Here is a 15,891-nt window from a genome sequence, read left to right as displayed (position 1 = left end):
ATGACCCTGTCGCCCGTCGCCGCCGTCGCACCCTCCGTGCGGCGGCGGCGCCGTGTGCGGGAACGCCGGTCGAGTGTCCAGAACATGCCGCTGGCCGTTCGCGGGCGCGGCGAGTTCTGGACACTCGACGGAACGCGCACGGGGGACGCCTCGTGAAGCGCGGGCGCCTGCGCGTGCTGCTGGGCATGGCCCCCGGCGTCGGCAAGACGTACGAGATGCTCGAGGAGGGGCGCCGGCTGCGCTCGGAGGGCCACGACGTCGTCATCGCGATCGTCGAGACGCACGGCCGTGCCGCCACCGCCGCTCAAGCCGAAGGCCTCGAGGTGGTTCCGCGCCGGGCCGTGGCGCACCGCGGCGTCGCGCTCGACGAGATGGACCTGGATGCCGTGCTCGAACGGCTCCCGAGAATCGCGCTCGTCGACGAGCTGGCGCACACCAACGTCCCCGGCTCTCGCAACGGCAAGCGCTGGACCGACGTCGAGGAGCTGCTCGACGCGGGCATCGACGTGATCACGACCGTGAACGTGCAGCACATCGAATCGCTCAACGACGTCGTCGAGAAGATCACCGGCGTGGTGCAGCGCGAGACGGTCCCGGATGCCGTGGTCCGGGCGGCCGATCAGATCGAGGTCGTCGACCTGGCACCGCAGTCCCTGCGCGATCGCCTCGCGGCGGGCTCGGTGTACCCGGCCGAGCGGATCGACGCCGCCCTGTCGAACTACTTCCGTCTCGGCAACCTCACGGCGCTGCGCGAACTCGCCCTGCTGTGGCTCGCCGACGAGGTCGACTCCGCCCTGCAGCGGTACCGCACCGAGCACGGCATCGAGGGCTCGTGGCAAGCGCGCGAACGCGTCGTGGTGGCCCTCACCGGGGGTCCCGAGGGCGAGACGCTGCTGCGCCGCGGCGCCCGGATCGCGGCACGCTCCGCCGGCGGTGAGCTGCTCGCCGTGCACGTGTCGACGCAGGACGGCCTGCGCGCGAGCGCCCCCGGCGCCCTCGCCGAACAGCGCGCCCTCGTCGAGACCCTCGGCGGCACGTATCACCAGGTCGTCGGCGATGACGTGGCCACCGCCCTGGTCGATTTCGCGCGATCGGTCAACGCCTCTCAGCTGGTCATCGGGGTAAGCCGTCGCGGGCGTCTCGGCGCGGCCCTGACCGGACCGGGCATCGGGGCGACCGTGATCCGCGCCTCGGGCGACATCGACGTGCACATCGTCAACCACGCGCGTGCGGGGGGCCGGTTCACGCTCCCCCGGCTCGCGGGCCCGGCGCTGAGCGCGAAGCGGCGCATCCTCGGCTTCGTGACGGCTCTGGTCGGCGGGCCCCTTCTGTCGCTGCTGATGATCGCGACCGGTTCCGACGAGTCGATCACCGCCGACGTGCTGGCCTATCAGCTGCTGGTCGTGGTCGTCGCGCTCGTCGGCGGCATCTGGCCGGCGGTGTTCGCGGCCGTGCTGTCGGGCGTCACGCTCGACTTCCTGTTCATCGCCCCCATCTACACGATCACCATCAGCGACCCCGCGCACGCGCTGTCGCTGACGCTCTACGTCGTCATCGCCGTGCTCGTCAGCGTCGTCGTCGACCAGGCCGCCCGCCGCGCGCGGGCGGCCCGACGAGCCGCGGCGGAGTCCGAGATGCTCGCCACGATCGCCGGCAGCGTGCTGCGGGGAGAGAGCGCCGTGCCCGCGCTCATCAGCCGCGCACGCGAGGCGTTCGGCCTCGCCGGTGTCCGCCTGATCGCGACCGACGGCACGGTGCTCGCCACCGACGGGGAGCCGGTGCGCGACGATCGCGCGGTCATCGTGCCCGTGGGCGACGGCCGCGCGACCCTCGAGCTGCACGGCGGCGACCTCGATGCCTCGGAACGGCGCCTGCTCGACGTGGTCGTGGCGCAGCTCGCCGCCGCCCTCGAGCGCACCGATCTGGCCGAGACCGCGGCCGAGGCCGGGGCACTCGCCGAGACCGACCAGGTGCGCACCGCCCTGCTGTCGGCCGTCAGCCATGACCTCCGCCGTCCGCTCGCCGCCGCCGTCGCCTCGCTCGGCGGCCTGCGCGCCGCCGGCGACCAGCTCTCCGACGACGACCGCCGGGTGTTGCTCGAAACCGCCGACGAAAGCCTTGCGACCCTGTCCGTGCTGGTCACCGACCTGCTCGACGTGAGCCGCGTGCAGGCCGGCGTGCTCGCCGTGTCTCTGACGGCGACGGATGCCGCGGGCGTCGTGCTCTCCGCCCTCGACGAGCTCGACCTCGGCCCCGACGACGTCGAGCTCGCGCTCGATCCCGACCTGCCGATGCTGCGCGCCGACCCCGTGCTGCTGCAGCGCGTTCTGGTGAACGTGCTCGCCAACGCCCAGCGCTACTCGCCCGACGGCGAACGCGTCCGCATCGCGACGAGCCGCCTCGGCGGCACCGCCGAGATCCGCGTGATCGACCACGGCCCCGGCATCGCCGCCGACCGCCGCGAGGACATGTTCTCGCCCTTCCAGCGCCTGGGCGACACCGACAACACCGCGGGCCTGGGGCTGGGCCTCGCGCTCTCGCGCGGCTTCGCCGAGGGCATGGGCGGCACGCTCACCCCGGAGGACACCCCCGGCGGCGGCCTCACCATGGTCGTGGCGCTGCCCGTGGCCGATGCGGAGGCCATGGCATCCGGAATCTCGAGGAGGATGCCGTGAAGGTACTCATCGCCGACGACGACCCGCAGTTGGTGCGGGCCCTTCGCATCACGCTCGCCGCGCACGGCTACGACGTGGTGGCGGCGGCCGACGGTGCCGCGGCGGTCACCCTCGCCGCGCAATCGCACCCCGACATCGTCCTTCTCGACCTCGGGATGCCGCACCTCGACGGGGTGCAGGTGATCCACGCCCTGCGCGGGTGGACGACGGCCCCGATCATCGTCGTCTCGGGCCGCACGGGCTCGGCTGACAAGGTCGAGGCGCTCGACGCCGGGGCAGACGACTTCGTCACCAAGCCGTTCCAGATCGACGAGCTGCTGGCGCGCCTGCGTGTGCACGCGCGACGCTCGGTGCCGTCGGCGGGGGACGCCGTGGTGCGCTTCGGCGACGTCGAGGTCGACCTGTCGGCGAAAGCCGTGCTGCGCGGCGGCACCCGGGTGCATCTCACCCCGACCGAGTGGCGCATGCTCGAGTTCCTCGCCCGCAACCCCGGTTCTCTCGTGACGCGACAGACGCTGCTGAAGGAGATCTGGGCGAGCGAACAGGTCGCCGACTCGGGATATCTGCGGCTGTACATGTCGCAACTGCGAAAGAAGCTCGAGGTCGACCCGTCGGCGCCCGCGCACCTGCTCACCGAGCAGGGGATGGGGTACCGGCTCGTCGTCTGAGCGGGCCCGGGCCGGACGACCGCCGCGAGCGCGCGAATCTCTTGAGATTCGCGCCGCGGCGGCTTACCCCCCGGTCGGAAAGACGCGCCGGCACCGGGGCCCGAGCCGGCTGCCGCCGGAGCCGGTCCTGACACTCAGGAGTCACGCACGTCGGCCGCCTCGTCCTCGGCCTCCGCGGCAAGGAATTCCGCCTGTACCCGGGCGCAGCGGGAGGCGAAGACGATCGAGTGCAGCAGCATCAGCGGACCTCGCCGACGGTGTGGCATCCGGGGCAGGGAAAGGCGATGCGATCGCCCACGCAGACGTCCCCGGGCAGCACGACCGTGCCGCACGGTTCCTCGCCGTGCGCGTCGACGACGGCGAACGGCTCGTCGTACGCGCGGGACACGCGGCCGATGAGCCGCGCCTCGCGCCAGACGGCCTCGAGCCCGGCGACGCAGGCATCGAGGCGCAGCGTATCGGGCATGGCATCCGTCACGGTCGCGATCACCACGGTCGTCGAGAGGGTCGCGGATGCCACCCCGCCCGACGCCGGAATCACCGCGGGGCCCGTGCAGACGCAGGGCGTGCCGCAGATGTCGGCGAAACGACCGACCGACACGGCCCGCACGGTGACGTCGTCGAGCGTGGGGGTCGAGCCCGCCGGCCAGAGTGCGGCGTCGAAGGGCGCCGGGATGCTGGATCGAAGGGTGGGGAGCAGGGCCGTGAGGGTCATGGCATCCGGTCTACGCGCGCGGCGAGGGCGATCAGCCGGTGCTCACGGTTTCCGAACGGGCCGGTTCGACTTCCTCACTCTTCGCGCACGACACCGCGTCTCATCGACTCGTCCATGAGGAGGCGGTGAGACGCGGTGTCGAACGATCGAACGGCTCAGACCGACGTCCCCGCGATCTCGCGGAGCGTGTCGAGGTGGCTCCTCCACGCCGCTCGCCCCTCCTTCGTCAGGGTGAGCGAGGTGCGGGGCATCTTGCCCGCGAACGACTTCCCCACAGCGATGTAGCCGGCGCCCTCGAGCGTCGAGACCTGCTTGCTCAGCGCGGAGTCGGTGACCTCGACGGCATCCCGAACCTCCTTGAAGCTCAGCGTGGTCGCCCGGTCGAGAGCCGCGAGGATCGAGAACCGCACGGAGTTCTGCAGCAGCTCGTCGAGCCGGTGCCGGGGATGCGGGGTCGACGTGGTCACGACCGAGCCTCGCGCGCCGCGCAGACCAGCGAGACGACGAGCACGAGGCCCGAGGCCAGCGCCGCGAGCAGCACGTCGCCGTGCGCCCAGATGACGACTGCCAGGGCGAGCGCGTACGACGCGAACCAGCTCGCGATGTAGGCGGTCCAGCGGCGGCCGCGGGCGAAGGCGGCGCGGCCTTGGATGCTGACGACGAAGAAGATGATGAGGGTGAATACGACGGCCAGCAAGCTCACGTAGGCGAGGCCGAACGTATCTCCGGTCGTGACGGCCATCGCGAAGGTGCCCATCGAGGTCGCCACCCCGAGCGCGAGGATGAAGCTGATGTACGGCCACCGCGTTGCGTTGTGTGCGGCGTGGCTGAGGCGGTCGGCGCGATCGAGCAGCAGTTGGGCTTCCGACGCGGTCATCGCGGGCGTGTGGTCCATGGCGATCCTTTCGTTAGTTCGATCATCGCAACTACTTTCCACTTTGGCAAGTACTTTCTCCTTTTCTTCGCCTCGCGGCACCCCGCCCCACAACGCGACGTAGCCTGGAGGGGTGACCCTCCCCTTCGATGTCGACGCCGTACGCGCCGATTTCCCGATCCTCGAGACCGAGATCGACGGTCGCCCCCTCGTCTACCTCGACTCAGGCGCGACGAGCCAGAAGCCGCGCGCCGTTCTCGACGCCGAGCGCGCCTTCCTCGAGACGGCCAATTCCGCCGTGCACCGCGGAGCACACACCCTCGCAGCCGAGGCCACCGAGCTGTTCGAAGACTCGCGCGTCTCCGTCGCCGAGTTCGTGGGCGCCGAGCCCGAGCAACTCGTGTGGTCGAGCGGCGCCACCGCGGGCCTCAACCTCGTGGCCGGCTCGCTGGGGTACGCCGGGCGTCTGCGCGAGGGCGATGAGATCGTCGTCACCGAGGCCGAGCACCACGCCAACCTCATCCCGTGGCAAGAGCTGGCCGCCCGCACGGGGGCGCGTCTGCGCCACATCCCCGTGCTCGACGACGGCATGCTCGACCTGCACGCCGCTGCCGACCTCATCGGTGCGCGCACGAAGGTCGTCGCCTTCCCGCACGTGTCGAACGTGCTCGGCATCGTGAACCCCGTCGCGAAGCTCGTCACCCTGGCCCGCGGCGTCGGCGCACTGACGGTGCTCGACGCGTGCCAGTCGGCCCCTCACCTGCGCCTCGACCTGCCGGCATCCGGGGTCGATCTCGCCGTGTTCTCGGGGCACAAGATCTACGGGCCGTACGGCATCGGCGCGCTCTGGGGTCGCGACGAGGTGCTCGACAGCCTGCCGCCCTTCACCACCGGCGGATCGATGATCACGACCGTCACCCTCGACAAGGCCGAGTACCTGCCCGCGCCGCAGCGCTTCGAGGCGGGAACGCAGCCGGTGTCGCAGGCGGTCGCCCTCGCCACCGCGGTCCGATGGCTTGGCGAGCACGACCTCGACGCCGCCCATGCCTACGAAGCGAGACTCGAGACACGCCTGCGCGAGGGCCTCCGCTCGATCGACGGCATCCGTCTTCTCGGAGACACGGATGCCGCGGAGCGGGTCGCCCTGCAGGCCTTCGAGGTCGAGGGGGTGCACGCACACGACGTGGGTCAGTTCCTCGACTCGCGCGGGGTCGCCGTCCGCGTCGGCCATCACTGCGCGCAGCCGCTGCACCGTCGCTTCGGCATGACGGCGTCGGTCCGCGCGAGTGCCGCGATACACACCACGGAGGACGAGATCGACACCCTCCTCGACGCCGTCTCGGGCGTGCGCGGCTTCTTCGGGGTGGGCGCGTGAGCGGCCTCGAGTCCCTGTACCAGGAGCTGATCCTCGACCACGCGAAGAACCGGCGCGGCTTCGGCCTCGCCGATCCCGGGGCTCACAGCGCGACCGTGCACCAGCGCAACCCGATCTGCGGCGACGAGATCACTCTGCGCGTGTCGGTCGACGACGACCGCATCACCTCAGTCACGTGGGAGGGCGCCGGCTGCTCGATCTCGCAAGCCTCGGCCTCGATGCTCGTCGCCCTGCTGCAGGAAGACGGCGGAGACGAAGGGATGCCGCGCGCCGACGCCGAAGCGCTGATCGCGTCGTTCCGGGAGTCGCTGCGCTCCCGCGGCAAGATTCCCCTCGACGAGGAGACCTTCGCCGACGCCGCCGCCCTCTCGGGTGTTTCGAAGTTCACGGCGCGCGTGAAGTGCGCGATGCTCGCGTGGGTCGCGCTGGAAGAGGGGCTGCGGCAGGCCTGAGCGCGGCGCCGCGAGCGGCATCACCTCAGCGATCCACGCAAAGTCAGCCGGCATCCACTGATCCGAGCTGAGGTTGCGCGAATCCCGGAGGATACGCGGGCCTGACGCGCGCTACTCTTTCGGTCAGACCTCAACGAAGGCGGATGCCATGGCCACCGGATTCAGCGAAGAAGAACGCGCGGCGATGAAGCAGCGCGCCGAGGAGCTGAGGGCGATGAAGGGCCTGAAGGGCCTGGCGAAGCTGCAGAAGGAGAACGAAGCCTGCCTCGAGGCGATCGAGAAGCTGGAGGGCGTCGACCGCGCGGTCGCGGAGCGCCTGCACGTGATCGTGCTCGAAGAGGCGGGGCACCTGAACCCCAAGACCTTCTACGGCTTCCCCGCCTATGCCAAGAACGGGAAGGTCGTGGTGTTCTACCAGCCGGCCTCGAAGTTCAAGACGCGATATGGAACGGTCAGCTTCGACGACAGCGCTCAGCTCGACGACGGTCCGATGTGGCCGGTCTCGTTCGCCGTGGTCGAGGTGACGGACGAGGTCGAGGAGCGCATCCGCGAGGCCGTCCGGCGGGCGGCACCCTCGTCCTGACCGAACGACCATCGGCCGCATGATGCACCGGGCGGCTTCTCGCGCCATCCCTTGACGCGTCCGGCGTCCACGTCTTGGCTGAGGGCATCCTTCGCGTCTCTCACCGCCGAACCCGGTAGTGCCGCGTCGGACGGGGCCGCGGCCCCCGCACCGCGGGACACGATCAGGCCGGGACGACCCGGCCGGAGAGGACGAAGATGTCCGGCAACAAGGCAGTGGCGTACAAAGAGCCCGGTGTCGTGGAAGTCATCGACACTCCCTACCCCGAGTTCGAACTGAAGGACGGACCGGGCGTCAACCCGGCGAATGTGGGCCGCAAGGTCCCGCACGGTGCAATCCTGCGCACCGTCTCCACCAACATCTGCGGCTCCGACCAGCACATGGTGCGCGGGCGCACCACGGCTCCGGCCGGCCTCGTGCTCGGTCACGAGATCACCGGTGAGGTGATCGAGGTCGGACCCGACGTCGAGTTCGTCAAGGTCGGCGACATCGTCTCGGTCCCCTTCAACATCGCGTGCGGCCGCTGCCGCAACTGCAAGGAGGGCAAGACCGGCATCTGCCTGAACGTGAACCCCGACCGCCCCGGCAGCGCCTACGGCTACGTCGACATGGGCGGCTGGGTCGGCGGTCAGGCCGAGTACGTGCTCGTGCCCTACGCCGACTGGAACCTGCTGGTGTTCCCCGACCGCGAACAGGCGCTGGAGAAGATCCTCGACCTCACGATGCTGTCCGACATCTTCCCCACGGGCTTCCACGGCGCGTACACCGCGGGCGTCCGCCCCGGATCGACGGTGTACATCGCCGGTGCGGGACCGGTGGGCATCGCCGCCGCCGTCGGCGCGCAGCTGCTGGGCGCGGCCGCGGTGCTCGTCGGCGACCTCAACCCGGAGCGCCTGGCGCAGGTGCGCTCGCTCGGGTTCGAGAGCGTCGACGTGTCGAAGGGCGACCCCGGAGAACAGATCGAGCAGATCCTCGGTGTCCCCGAAGTGGATGCCGCGGTCGACGCGGTCGGCTTCGAGGCACGCGGTCACGGGTCCGACGCGGGCCACGAGGCCCCGGCGACGGTGCTCAACTCGCTGTTCACCGTGACCGCGGCGGGCGGCGGGGTCGGCATCCCGGGCCTGTACGTGACCGGCGACCCGGGCGGGGTCGACGAGGCCGCGAAGGTCGGTTCGCTGTCGCTGCGACTCGGCCTCGGCTGGGCGAAGTCGCTGTCGTTCACGACCGGTCAGTGCCCGGTGATGAAGTACAACCGGCAGCTGATGATGGCGATCCTGCACGACAAGGTACAGATCGCGAAAGCCGTCAACGCCACGCCCATCAGCCTCGACGACGCCCCACAGGGCTACGCCGACTTCGACAAGGGCGCCCCGCGCAAGTACGTGCTGAACCCGAACGGGTACATCACGAGCTGATCACCCGCACCGGAGCGCGCAGAGCCGGCCCTTCCTCGCAGCCTTCCTCCTGGATCCTGCGAGATCCGCGCGGTTCTGCGAGCTTCCGTGCGCGGGAGACTCACCCCCGCACCACTAGGGCCTCTCTCGGGGCCACCCGCCGATCTGCAGGAGTCGCGCGCCGATCACCCGAGGACGACCCGCTCCATCCGCTGAAAGCTCTGCTCCATCCCGTCCACCATGCCCGTGGCCAGCACGGCGTCGCGGGTCTCGGCATCCGGATACTCGATCAGCAGGGTCACCAGGGTCGCGCCGTCCTCTTCGTACAGCGACAAGTCATTGATCGTCGCGGGGTAATCGGTGCCGGTCATGTGCTCCGTCTGCACCATGCGGCGGGGCTCGTCGAGGAGCAGGATCTCGCCGTCGAAGCCGAAGGGCTCTCCCTCGGCGCCGGGCTCGGGCTCCCACGCGATCCGGTACGTGCCGCCCTCACGCCGGTCGACCTCGCGGTGCGTCATGCGCCAGCCGTCGGGGCCGAGCATCCACTGTCGCATCAGGTCGGGGTCGACGTGCGCGCGCCAGACGAGCTCACGCGGCCCGTCGATCAGACGCGTGATGCGCACGTGCCGGTCGTCGAGGATCTCGAGCTGTGTGCCCTTGCCCTGAGCGAATGCGCGCAGATCCTGCACCACGGCGTCGAGCTGGTTCATCGCGAGCGTCGAGCCCTCGACCGCGCCCATCGCAGTGAGCTGCTCGAGCGCCTCTTCGGAGTCGAAGTACGTGACGTTCGTCAGCCGCGACCCGGTCGCGGTCTCGTCGAACGAGAAGGTCATGCGCATGGCGGGCATGCCGTCGATGGGGTCGCCGTTCTCGTCGACGAAGGAGTCGATCACCTCGAAGCCCCGCGGCGCATCGATGGCGAGGAACTCCCAGCTCCCTCGCGCGACCTCGCCGGTGGCGCTGGCCATGGCGTAGCGCGCCCGGCCACCCACCGCGCAGTCGAACGATGCGAAGGTCGCGGGCCACCCGGGAGGACCCCAGAACCGCTCGAGCTGACGCGGATCGGTGAACACCGCCCAGAGCCTCTCGACGCCGACCGCGAAGTCGGCGATCAGGGTCATGGTGAGCGCTGCAGCGTCGCTCTCGACAGATGTGACGGGCATGACGACTCCTTCGTCGGTTCAGATCTCGGTGGGTTCGGAGGGCGGAACGGATGCCGGCACCCCGGCGTCTTCGAGCAGGATCGCTTCGAGTCGGTCGACGCGGCCGCGCCAGAGGTCTTCGTACGAGCGCAGCAGTTCCTGCACCCGGGCGAGCGCGGTGGGGTCGGCGGACACGAGTCGCACCCTCCCCTCCGCACGCTTGGTGATGAGTCGCGCCTCGGCGAGCACGGCGACGTGCTTCGACACGGCGGCGAACGACATCGCGTACGCTGCGGCGAGCTGCGTCACCGACTGTTCGGAGACGAGGGTGCGCCGCACGATGTCGCGGCGCGTCGCATCGGCCAGGGCGTGGAAGACGCGGTCGATGTCGGCGGCGCTCTTATGTTCAACCATTTGATTGCACGTTAGCGCCGCGGAGCCACTCGTACAGGAGGCGCTCAGCCCCGCAACGCCTGCAGCAACGCCCCCACGGGGTGATCGCTCTCGATCGGGTGGCGCAGCGGGAGGTCTTCGACGCACTCGTACCGATTGCGTCGACCCTCCTTCTCGCGCTTCAGATACCCGGCGTCGACGAGGTCGGCCAGGATGCCGTGCGCGGTGCGCTCCGTGATGCCGACGGCATCCGCGATCTCACGCACGCGGGCACCGGGGTCGCGGGCGACGTAGATGAACACATGGGCGTGGTTGGTCAGAAACGTCCATGTCGTCATCGCCACAGCATACTGACCCGCGGTACCGGAATCAAAGCACCGGTTAATCATTACCTGTTTTTTGACACCAGCAATTTTTTGCATGTAACGTGCTGCGCATGTCGCTTCTCGCCCCGCTCACGATCGCCGCGCTGCTCGCCGCGGTCGTCGCCGCCCTCCTCCCGGAAGTCGCGCGTCGGCACACCCCGGGCTCACTCGCCGCCTGGCCCGCAGCCGTCGCCGCGATCGTCGCCACCGTGAGCCTCGCGTCGGCCCTCGCCACGGACGACGACATCGCCGGTTCCGCCCTCGCGCTGCTGGTCGTCGCCCTCACCGTGATCGTGCAGGCCTACGCCAGCCGCAACCTGCGCGGCGACCCCCGTTCGCGCAGCTTCTTCGCCCTGTCGTCTCTCGCGGCCGTCGGGTCGACCACCGCCATCGCCGCGAACGACGTCGTGCTGCTCGCGGCCGGGTGGACCCTCGGCACGGTCAGCATGATCGCCCTCATCTCGACCGGCGGTGCCGGGCCGCAAACCCGGATCGCGGTATCGCGCAGCACGGTCGCCCTGCTGCTCGGAGACGCGGCCCTCTGGGCAGCGGTCATCGTGGCGGTGGCGTCCACCGGCTCAGTCTCGCTCGCCGCGCTCGGGAGCCTCGACGTCACCTCGGCGGCAGTGGTGAGTGTGCTCGTGGCGGTCGCCGCCGTGGCCCGCGCGGGCTCCTTCCCCCTGCACGGCTGGCTTCCCGCGACCGCGGCGACGACAACCCCGGTCTCGGCGCTCCTGCACGCGGGCTTCGTGAACGCGGGCGCGCTGCTCCTGCTGCGCTATGCCGCTGTGCCCTCCGCCGTGGGGCCCTGGGTGGTGGCCGTCGCCGGCGCGATCACGATGATCGTGGCGACCCTCGCCATGCTCACGCGCCCCGACGTGAAGGGCCGCCTCGTGCAGTCCACCGCCGCGCAGATGGGGTTCCTGCTCTTGGCCTGCGGGCTCGGGGCCTTCGGAGTGGCCCTGGTCCACGCGATCGGTCACGCGCTCTACAAGGCGAGCCTGTTCCTCGGCGCCGGCTCCGCGGTCGAGCACGCGCTGAAGGGCCGGGCGATCGCGGTCCCGGTGCCGTCCCGCGGCGGCGCCATCGTCGGCGGCGCAGTCGTGCTCCTGACCGGGGCGGCGGCGCTGGCGGCATCCGGTGCGATCACTCACAGCGCGGCAGTGCTCCTCCTCTTCGCCTGGGCCACCGCGGTGATCGCCGGGGCTCGGATCGGCGGGGGTTCATCGCCGGCCGCGACCCGCACGGCCCTCGTCGCCGGTCTGGCCGCCGCCACCGCCGCCTATCTCGCGGTGGTCTTCCCCGCCGCCGAAGCGCTCACTCCGATCGCCGCCGCCGCACCCGTGCCCGCGCCGTTCGCCATCGCGGTCTTCGTGATCGCCGCCGTCTCGGGCCTCGCCGCGCGAGGCTCGGGCCGGTTCGCCGACCACCTCTTCGCCTTCGCCTTCGCCTGGGGCCGACCACCCCTACCCCCGACCGCACCCCGCACGGACACGTCCTGGACCCCGGCACCCGCCGACGGCCCCCTCGAGTACCGGAGATTCTGATGACCACCCACACCTCCCCTCCCTCGCCCGCCGTCATCCGGGGCTGGATCGCCGCCGCCGGGCGCAGTATCTCTGCGCACTTCCCCCTCGAGACCTTCATCGCCCGCAACCCCGTCGCCGGCTACGAGAACCTCGATTGGGAAGAGGCGATCGGGCGGATCGCGCGAGACCACGGCATCCTGCTGTCTCTTTCGGAGCAACGGTTCCGTGACCTGCACGCGCGGGGGCGAATCTCGTCCTCCGACCTGCACGCGGCTCTGCGGTTCACCGTGCCCGAGGCGGGCTCCTCCCGCATCCTTCGCATCGGCGGCCTCGCCACCACGGTCGGCGAGGTGCTCGGGCATGACCTGCTCGTCGCTCCCCCGATGACAGCTGCCTCCCCGCAGCCGACACCGGCCGCACGGCTTTCGCCGCGGGTCCACGCGCGGGTCGACGACCTCACCGCGCGGTGGGCCGCCGCCTCGCTGGGCTCGGCACCCTGGTCGCGGGCGAACGGCGAGAACATGTGGACGGCGTGGCGGCGCCTGGCCGCACTCGACCCGACCCTGTCGCGGCGGGTGCGCAGCGGCATCCGGAACTCTCCCGACGACCCGGCCGCGGCTGTCGGCGAAGCGCTCGCCCGGTGGCAGCTCGACGAGACCGCCGCGAAGTCCTTCCTGTCTGCGCACGTGCTCGCACTGCCGGGGTGGGCGGCGCTCGTCCGGCACGTCGGCACGACGGGTGTCGACCTCACCTCGCTCGTCGCGATCCGCGCGACGCTCGAGCGGTTGCTCCTGCCCGCCGACACCACCCTTCCCGCGCGGGCTGCGAACGAAGAAGTTCCGACCGACGACACCGCCCGCATCGGCGCCGTCGCTCTCGCCCTCGGCGTCGACGCCACCGACGGCGAGGCGCGCGCCGCTCTACGGCCCGTCCTTTCGCTCATCCACCCCCCGGCGCGGCTCGCCGTCTGGCAGGAGGCCTTCGAGAGGGGCGTCGCGCGCGAGCTCGCCCCGGCGACCGCCCCGGTGCTCCGCCCGAGCGCACCGGTCCAGCGGCCGCTCGCGCAGGCGGTCTTCTGCATCGACACGCGGTCGGAGAGCTTCCGGCGGCACCTCGAGGCCGCGGGCGGGGTCGAGACCCTCGGCTTCGCGGGCTTCTTCGCCGCTCCCATCTCGTTCCGGCCCGCCGACGGGTCCGCCGAGGTCGCGTCGTGCCCGGTGCTGCTCACGCCTCGCGTCGCGATCACCGAGTCGTCCGTGCAGCGCGACGCGATCGCACGCTGGAAGCGGCAACGCGCCGCCGGCGTGGAACGGGATGCCGCGATCGACGCCCTGAAAGAATCCGCCGTCGCGCCTTATGCGTTCGCGGAGACCGCCGGGTGGGTCCTGGGCGCCGCGAGCGCGGCCCGGACGCTCGCTCCGGAGGGCTGGCGCGCACTGGTGTCGCGGATGCGCCCCGCGAAGCCCTCGACGCACGTCGACGCGAACGTCGTCTTCACACTCGAAGAACGCGTGCTCTACGCCGAGACGGCGCTGCGGATGATGGGACTCGTCGACGACTTCGCGCCCATCGTGCTACTGACCGGACACGGTGCCTCCGTGACCAACAACCCCTTCGCCTCGTCGCTGCAGTGCGGGGCGTGCGGCGGGCACGAGGGCGAACCGAACGCGCGGGCGGCGGCCATGATCTTCAACGACCCCGAGACGCGCGACGCCCTCGCCGCCCTCGGCATCTCGATCCCCGCCGACACGCTCTTCGTCGCGGCGCAGATGGACACCGTCACCGACGAAGTCACCCTGCTCGAGCCCTGGGCCATCCCGGCCACGCACGAGACCGCCGTGCTCGAGCTGACCCGGCGGCTCGAAACCGCACGCGCCGGGAACACGGCCGAACGCGGCCCGAGTCTGCCCGGAGCGGGCGGCCGCCACGGCGCGATCCGCGACACCGCGCGCCGGTCGGCGGACTGGGCGGAGGCGTACGCCGAGTGGGGCCTGGTCGGTAACGCCGCCTTCATCGTGGGTCCGCGCTCGATCACGGCAGGCACCGACCTCGCTCGCCGCGCCTTCCTGCACAGCTACGACGCCGCCGCCGACCCCGACGGCTCGGGTCTCGAAACCATCCTGACCGCGCCGATGATCGTGGCGCAGTGGATCAACGCCCAGTACGCGGCCTCGACCGTCGCCCCCGACCGCTTCGGCGCCGGGCCGAAGCCCCTGCACAACGTCGTCGGCACGGTTGGCGTGCTCGCGGGCTACGGCGGCGACCTGCGCCTCGGCCTGCCCTGGCAGTCGGTGGGCGTCGGCCGGGCGGCCCGGCACGAGCCGATCCGGCTCCAGGTGTTCGTCGAAGCCCCGCTCGCGCGGGTAAACGACATCATCGACGCTTCCGAGGCCGTCCGCACCCTGGTGACCAACCGCTGGATCACCCTCCGCGTCCGCGAGCACGACAGCGCCCGCTGGATGCGGTGGGGCCGCTACGGCTGGCAGGCCGACGACCTCGACATTCCCACCCCATCGGGCGTCCCCGCCGCCCCCGCAGAGACCACCACGAAGGAGATCCACTGATGAGCCTGTCCGAACTGACCCCGATGACCAAGATCGAGGTGGTCGTCGCGAGCGACGACGTCGCCGAGGTGTCCGCCCTCATGCAATCGTTGGGCGCCCGCGGCTACACCGCGATCACCGGCGTGGCCGGCGTGGGCCACCACGGCCCCCGCGGCGGCCGTCTGCTCTTCAACGACCACGACACCCTGACGCTGCTCGTCACCGTCGTGGCTCCCGAGAAGGCGGACGCGATCATCGCCGGCATCCGTCCCGTCCTGGATCACGCGTCGGGCGTGATGTTCGTCTCGCCGACCTCGGTCAGCCGCCCGGACTACTTCGCCTGATGCGCGCCGCGACGAGCCCCCCAGCGTCGGCGTACGCCGGCGAGACGATCGCCGTGGGCACCCGGCATGGCAAGGCGGACGCATTCGCCCCGGCCTTCTCCCGGTGGCTCGTCGCGGGCGTCATGCCTACGACACAGCTCGATACAGACTCCCTCGGCACGTTCACCCGAGACGTGCCGAGGGCGGGCACTCCCGAGCAAGCGGCCACGGCCAAGGCCCGCGGAGCGGCCCTCGAGCTCGGCACCTCGACGGGGCTGGCGACCGAGGCATCGTACGCCCCCGCGCTCGGGGGCTTCGGCCCCATGGTGCACGAGGAGCTCGCCGTCTTCGTCGACCTCGAACGCGGCATCCGCGTGCGCCACGGCATCCGCCAGTACACGCACGTCGCACCCGCGCGGACCGTCCGCACCGAGAGCGAAGCACGGCGCTACCTCGCCCGCGCGGGCTTCCCGCACCAGGCCGTCGTCGCGCGCACCGACACCGGGATGCAGAAGGGGATCCAGGATGCCGCGATCATCGACGCCCTGCTCCTCCGCGGCCCCGTCGAGCTCGAGCCCGACCTGCGCGCCCATATGAACCCGACCCGGCGGAGGGTGCTGCGCCGGCTCTCGTGGCTGCTCGCGGCCCGGATGAGGCAGCTGTGTCCGGGGTGCGGGTGCCTGGGCTTCGGCCCGGTGGGCGTCGTGCGCGGACTCCGCTGTGGCGCGTGCGGCAACGCCACCTCGCAGGTGCGCATCGACGTCGACGGCTGCCCCGCGTGCGACGAGCAGCGCGAGCGCCGGCGACCCCAGCGTGAGGCCGACCCGGCCACGTGCGATAGGTGCAATCCGTGAGGGGGG

17 protein-coding genes are annotated in these 15,891 nt (G+C 71.4%); 11 read left to right on the top strand and 6 right to left on the bottom strand.

Annotation, left to right across the window (positions count from 1 at the left end; translation table 11 throughout):
- From NE358_RS00650 to NE358_RS00640, 3 genes are read left to right on the top strand one after another with little or no spacing between them, the layout of a single operon-like run.
- Positions 1-156, top strand: a complete 156-nt coding sequence (locus NE358_RS00650) for a hypothetical protein (RefSeq protein ID WP_170210663.1) — start codon at positions 1-3, stop codon at positions 154-156.
- On the top strand, positions 153-2,675 hold the full coding sequence (locus NE358_RS00645) for a DUF4118 domain-containing protein (RefSeq protein WP_116238851.1): 2,523 nt from the start codon (positions 153-155) through the stop codon (positions 2,673-2,675). The genes NE358_RS00650 and NE358_RS00645 overlap by 4 nt, the downstream gene beginning before the upstream one ends.
- Complete coding sequence (locus NE358_RS00640; RefSeq protein ID WP_103211041.1) at positions 2,672-3,343, top strand: response regulator; 672 nt, start codon at positions 2,672-2,674, stop codon at positions 3,341-3,343. The genes NE358_RS00645 and NE358_RS00640 overlap by 4 nt, the downstream gene beginning before the upstream one ends.
- A 238-nt stretch (positions 3,344-3,581) precedes the next feature.
- On the opposite strand, the gene NE358_RS00635 is transcribed toward NE358_RS00640, so the two are convergent.
- The 3 genes from NE358_RS00635 to NE358_RS00625 all read right to left on the bottom strand — a co-directional run bounded on the left by NE358_RS00635 (position 3,582) and on the right by NE358_RS00625 (position 4,953).
- Positions 3,582-4,058, bottom strand: coding sequence for a hypothetical protein (locus NE358_RS00635; protein WP_289940433.1), 477 nt, complete (start codon positions 4,056-4,058; stop codon positions 3,582-3,584).
- A gap of 155 nt (positions 4,059-4,213) precedes the next feature.
- The gene (locus tag NE358_RS00630; protein ID WP_103211037.1) at positions 4,214-4,525 is read right to left on the bottom strand and encodes a winged helix-turn-helix domain-containing protein; all 312 of its coding nucleotides are present in this window, start codon (positions 4,523-4,525) and stop codon (positions 4,214-4,216) included.
- Positions 4,522-4,953 carry a chemotaxis protein CheY gene (locus NE358_RS00625; RefSeq protein WP_289940432.1) on the bottom strand — a complete coding sequence of 144 codons (432 nt, stop codon included), beginning with the start codon at positions 4,951-4,953 and terminating at the stop codon, positions 4,522-4,524. The genes NE358_RS00630 and NE358_RS00625 overlap by 4 nt, the downstream gene beginning before the upstream one ends.
- A 112-nt stretch (positions 4,954-5,065) precedes the next feature.
- Here NE358_RS00625 and NE358_RS00620 point away from each other — a divergent pair, with 112 nt between their 5' ends.
- The 4 genes from NE358_RS00620 to fdhA all read left to right on the top strand — a co-directional run bounded on the left by NE358_RS00620 (position 5,066) and on the right by fdhA (position 8,757).
- Positions 5,066-6,307 (top strand): aminotransferase class V-fold PLP-dependent enzyme, encoded by a 1,242-nt coding sequence (locus NE358_RS00620; RefSeq protein WP_289940431.1) that lies wholly within the window; start codon positions 5,066-5,068, stop codon positions 6,305-6,307.
- Positions 6,304-6,759, top strand: coding sequence for a Fe-S cluster assembly sulfur transfer protein SufU (gene sufU / locus NE358_RS00615; protein WP_103211031.1), 456 nt, complete (start codon positions 6,304-6,306; stop codon positions 6,757-6,759). Before NE358_RS00620 ends, sufU begins: the two co-directional genes overlap by 4 nt.
- Before the next feature lie 148 nt (positions 6,760-6,907).
- A complete protein-coding gene (locus NE358_RS00610) occupies positions 6,908-7,342 on the top strand; it encodes a hypothetical protein (RefSeq protein WP_141376914.1) in 435 nt (144 codons plus the stop codon).
- 197 nt (positions 7,343-7,539) lie between these two features.
- Positions 7,540-8,757, top strand: coding sequence for a formaldehyde dehydrogenase, glutathione-independent (gene fdhA, locus NE358_RS00605; protein ID WP_141376916.1), 1,218 nt, complete (start codon positions 7,540-7,542; stop codon positions 8,755-8,757).
- A 164-nt stretch (positions 8,758-8,921) separates the two neighbouring features.
- Here fdhA and NE358_RS00600 read toward each other — a convergent pair whose 3' ends face one another.
- Genes NE358_RS00600 through NE358_RS00590 form a run of 3 tightly spaced genes read right to left on the bottom strand, consistent with a single transcriptional unit; the run spans position 8,922 to position 10,609 of the window.
- Positions 8,922-9,899: an SRPBCC family protein gene (locus NE358_RS00600; RefSeq protein WP_141376918.1), complete on the bottom strand. Its 978-nt coding sequence runs from the start codon at positions 9,897-9,899 to the stop codon at positions 8,922-8,924.
- Between the two features lie 18 nt (positions 9,900-9,917).
- Entirely contained in the window at positions 9,918-10,292 is a 375-nt protein-coding gene (locus NE358_RS00595; RefSeq protein WP_141376920.1) for an ArsR/SmtB family transcription factor, read from the bottom strand.
- Positions 10,293-10,336: 44 nt separating this feature from the next.
- Positions 10,337-10,609: a helix-turn-helix transcriptional regulator gene (locus NE358_RS00590; RefSeq protein ID WP_115916228.1), complete on the bottom strand. Its 273-nt coding sequence runs from the start codon at positions 10,607-10,609 to the stop codon at positions 10,337-10,339.
- Between the two features lie 98 nt (positions 10,610-10,707).
- On the opposite strand from NE358_RS00590, the gene NE358_RS00585 reads away from it, so the two are divergent.
- From NE358_RS00585 to NE358_RS00570, 4 genes are read left to right on the top strand one after another with little or no spacing between them, the layout of a single operon-like run.
- Positions 10,708-12,183, top strand: coding sequence for a proton-conducting transporter transmembrane domain-containing protein (locus tag NE358_RS00585; protein WP_289940421.1), 1,476 nt, complete (start codon positions 10,708-10,710; stop codon positions 12,181-12,183).
- Complete coding sequence (locus NE358_RS00580; protein WP_289940419.1) at positions 12,183-14,729, top strand: DUF2309 domain-containing protein; 2,547 nt, start codon at positions 12,183-12,185, stop codon at positions 14,727-14,729. Before NE358_RS00585 ends, NE358_RS00580 begins: the two co-directional genes overlap by 1 nt.
- Complete coding sequence (locus NE358_RS00575; RefSeq protein ID WP_116239610.1) at positions 14,729-15,052, top strand: P-II family nitrogen regulator; 324 nt, start codon at positions 14,729-14,731, stop codon at positions 15,050-15,052. The genes NE358_RS00580 and NE358_RS00575 overlap by 1 nt, the downstream gene beginning before the upstream one ends.
- Complete coding sequence (locus tag NE358_RS00570) at positions 15,052-15,885, top strand: DUF6671 family protein (protein WP_499318133.1); 834 nt, start codon at positions 15,052-15,054, stop codon at positions 15,883-15,885. Before NE358_RS00575 ends, NE358_RS00570 begins: the two co-directional genes overlap by 1 nt.
- Positions 15,886-15,891: the final 6 nt, after the last annotated feature.

It is taken from the genome of Sphingomonas sp. G5, from assembly GCF_052660795.1.
This window is presented reverse-complemented; position numbering and strand designations above follow the sequence as displayed.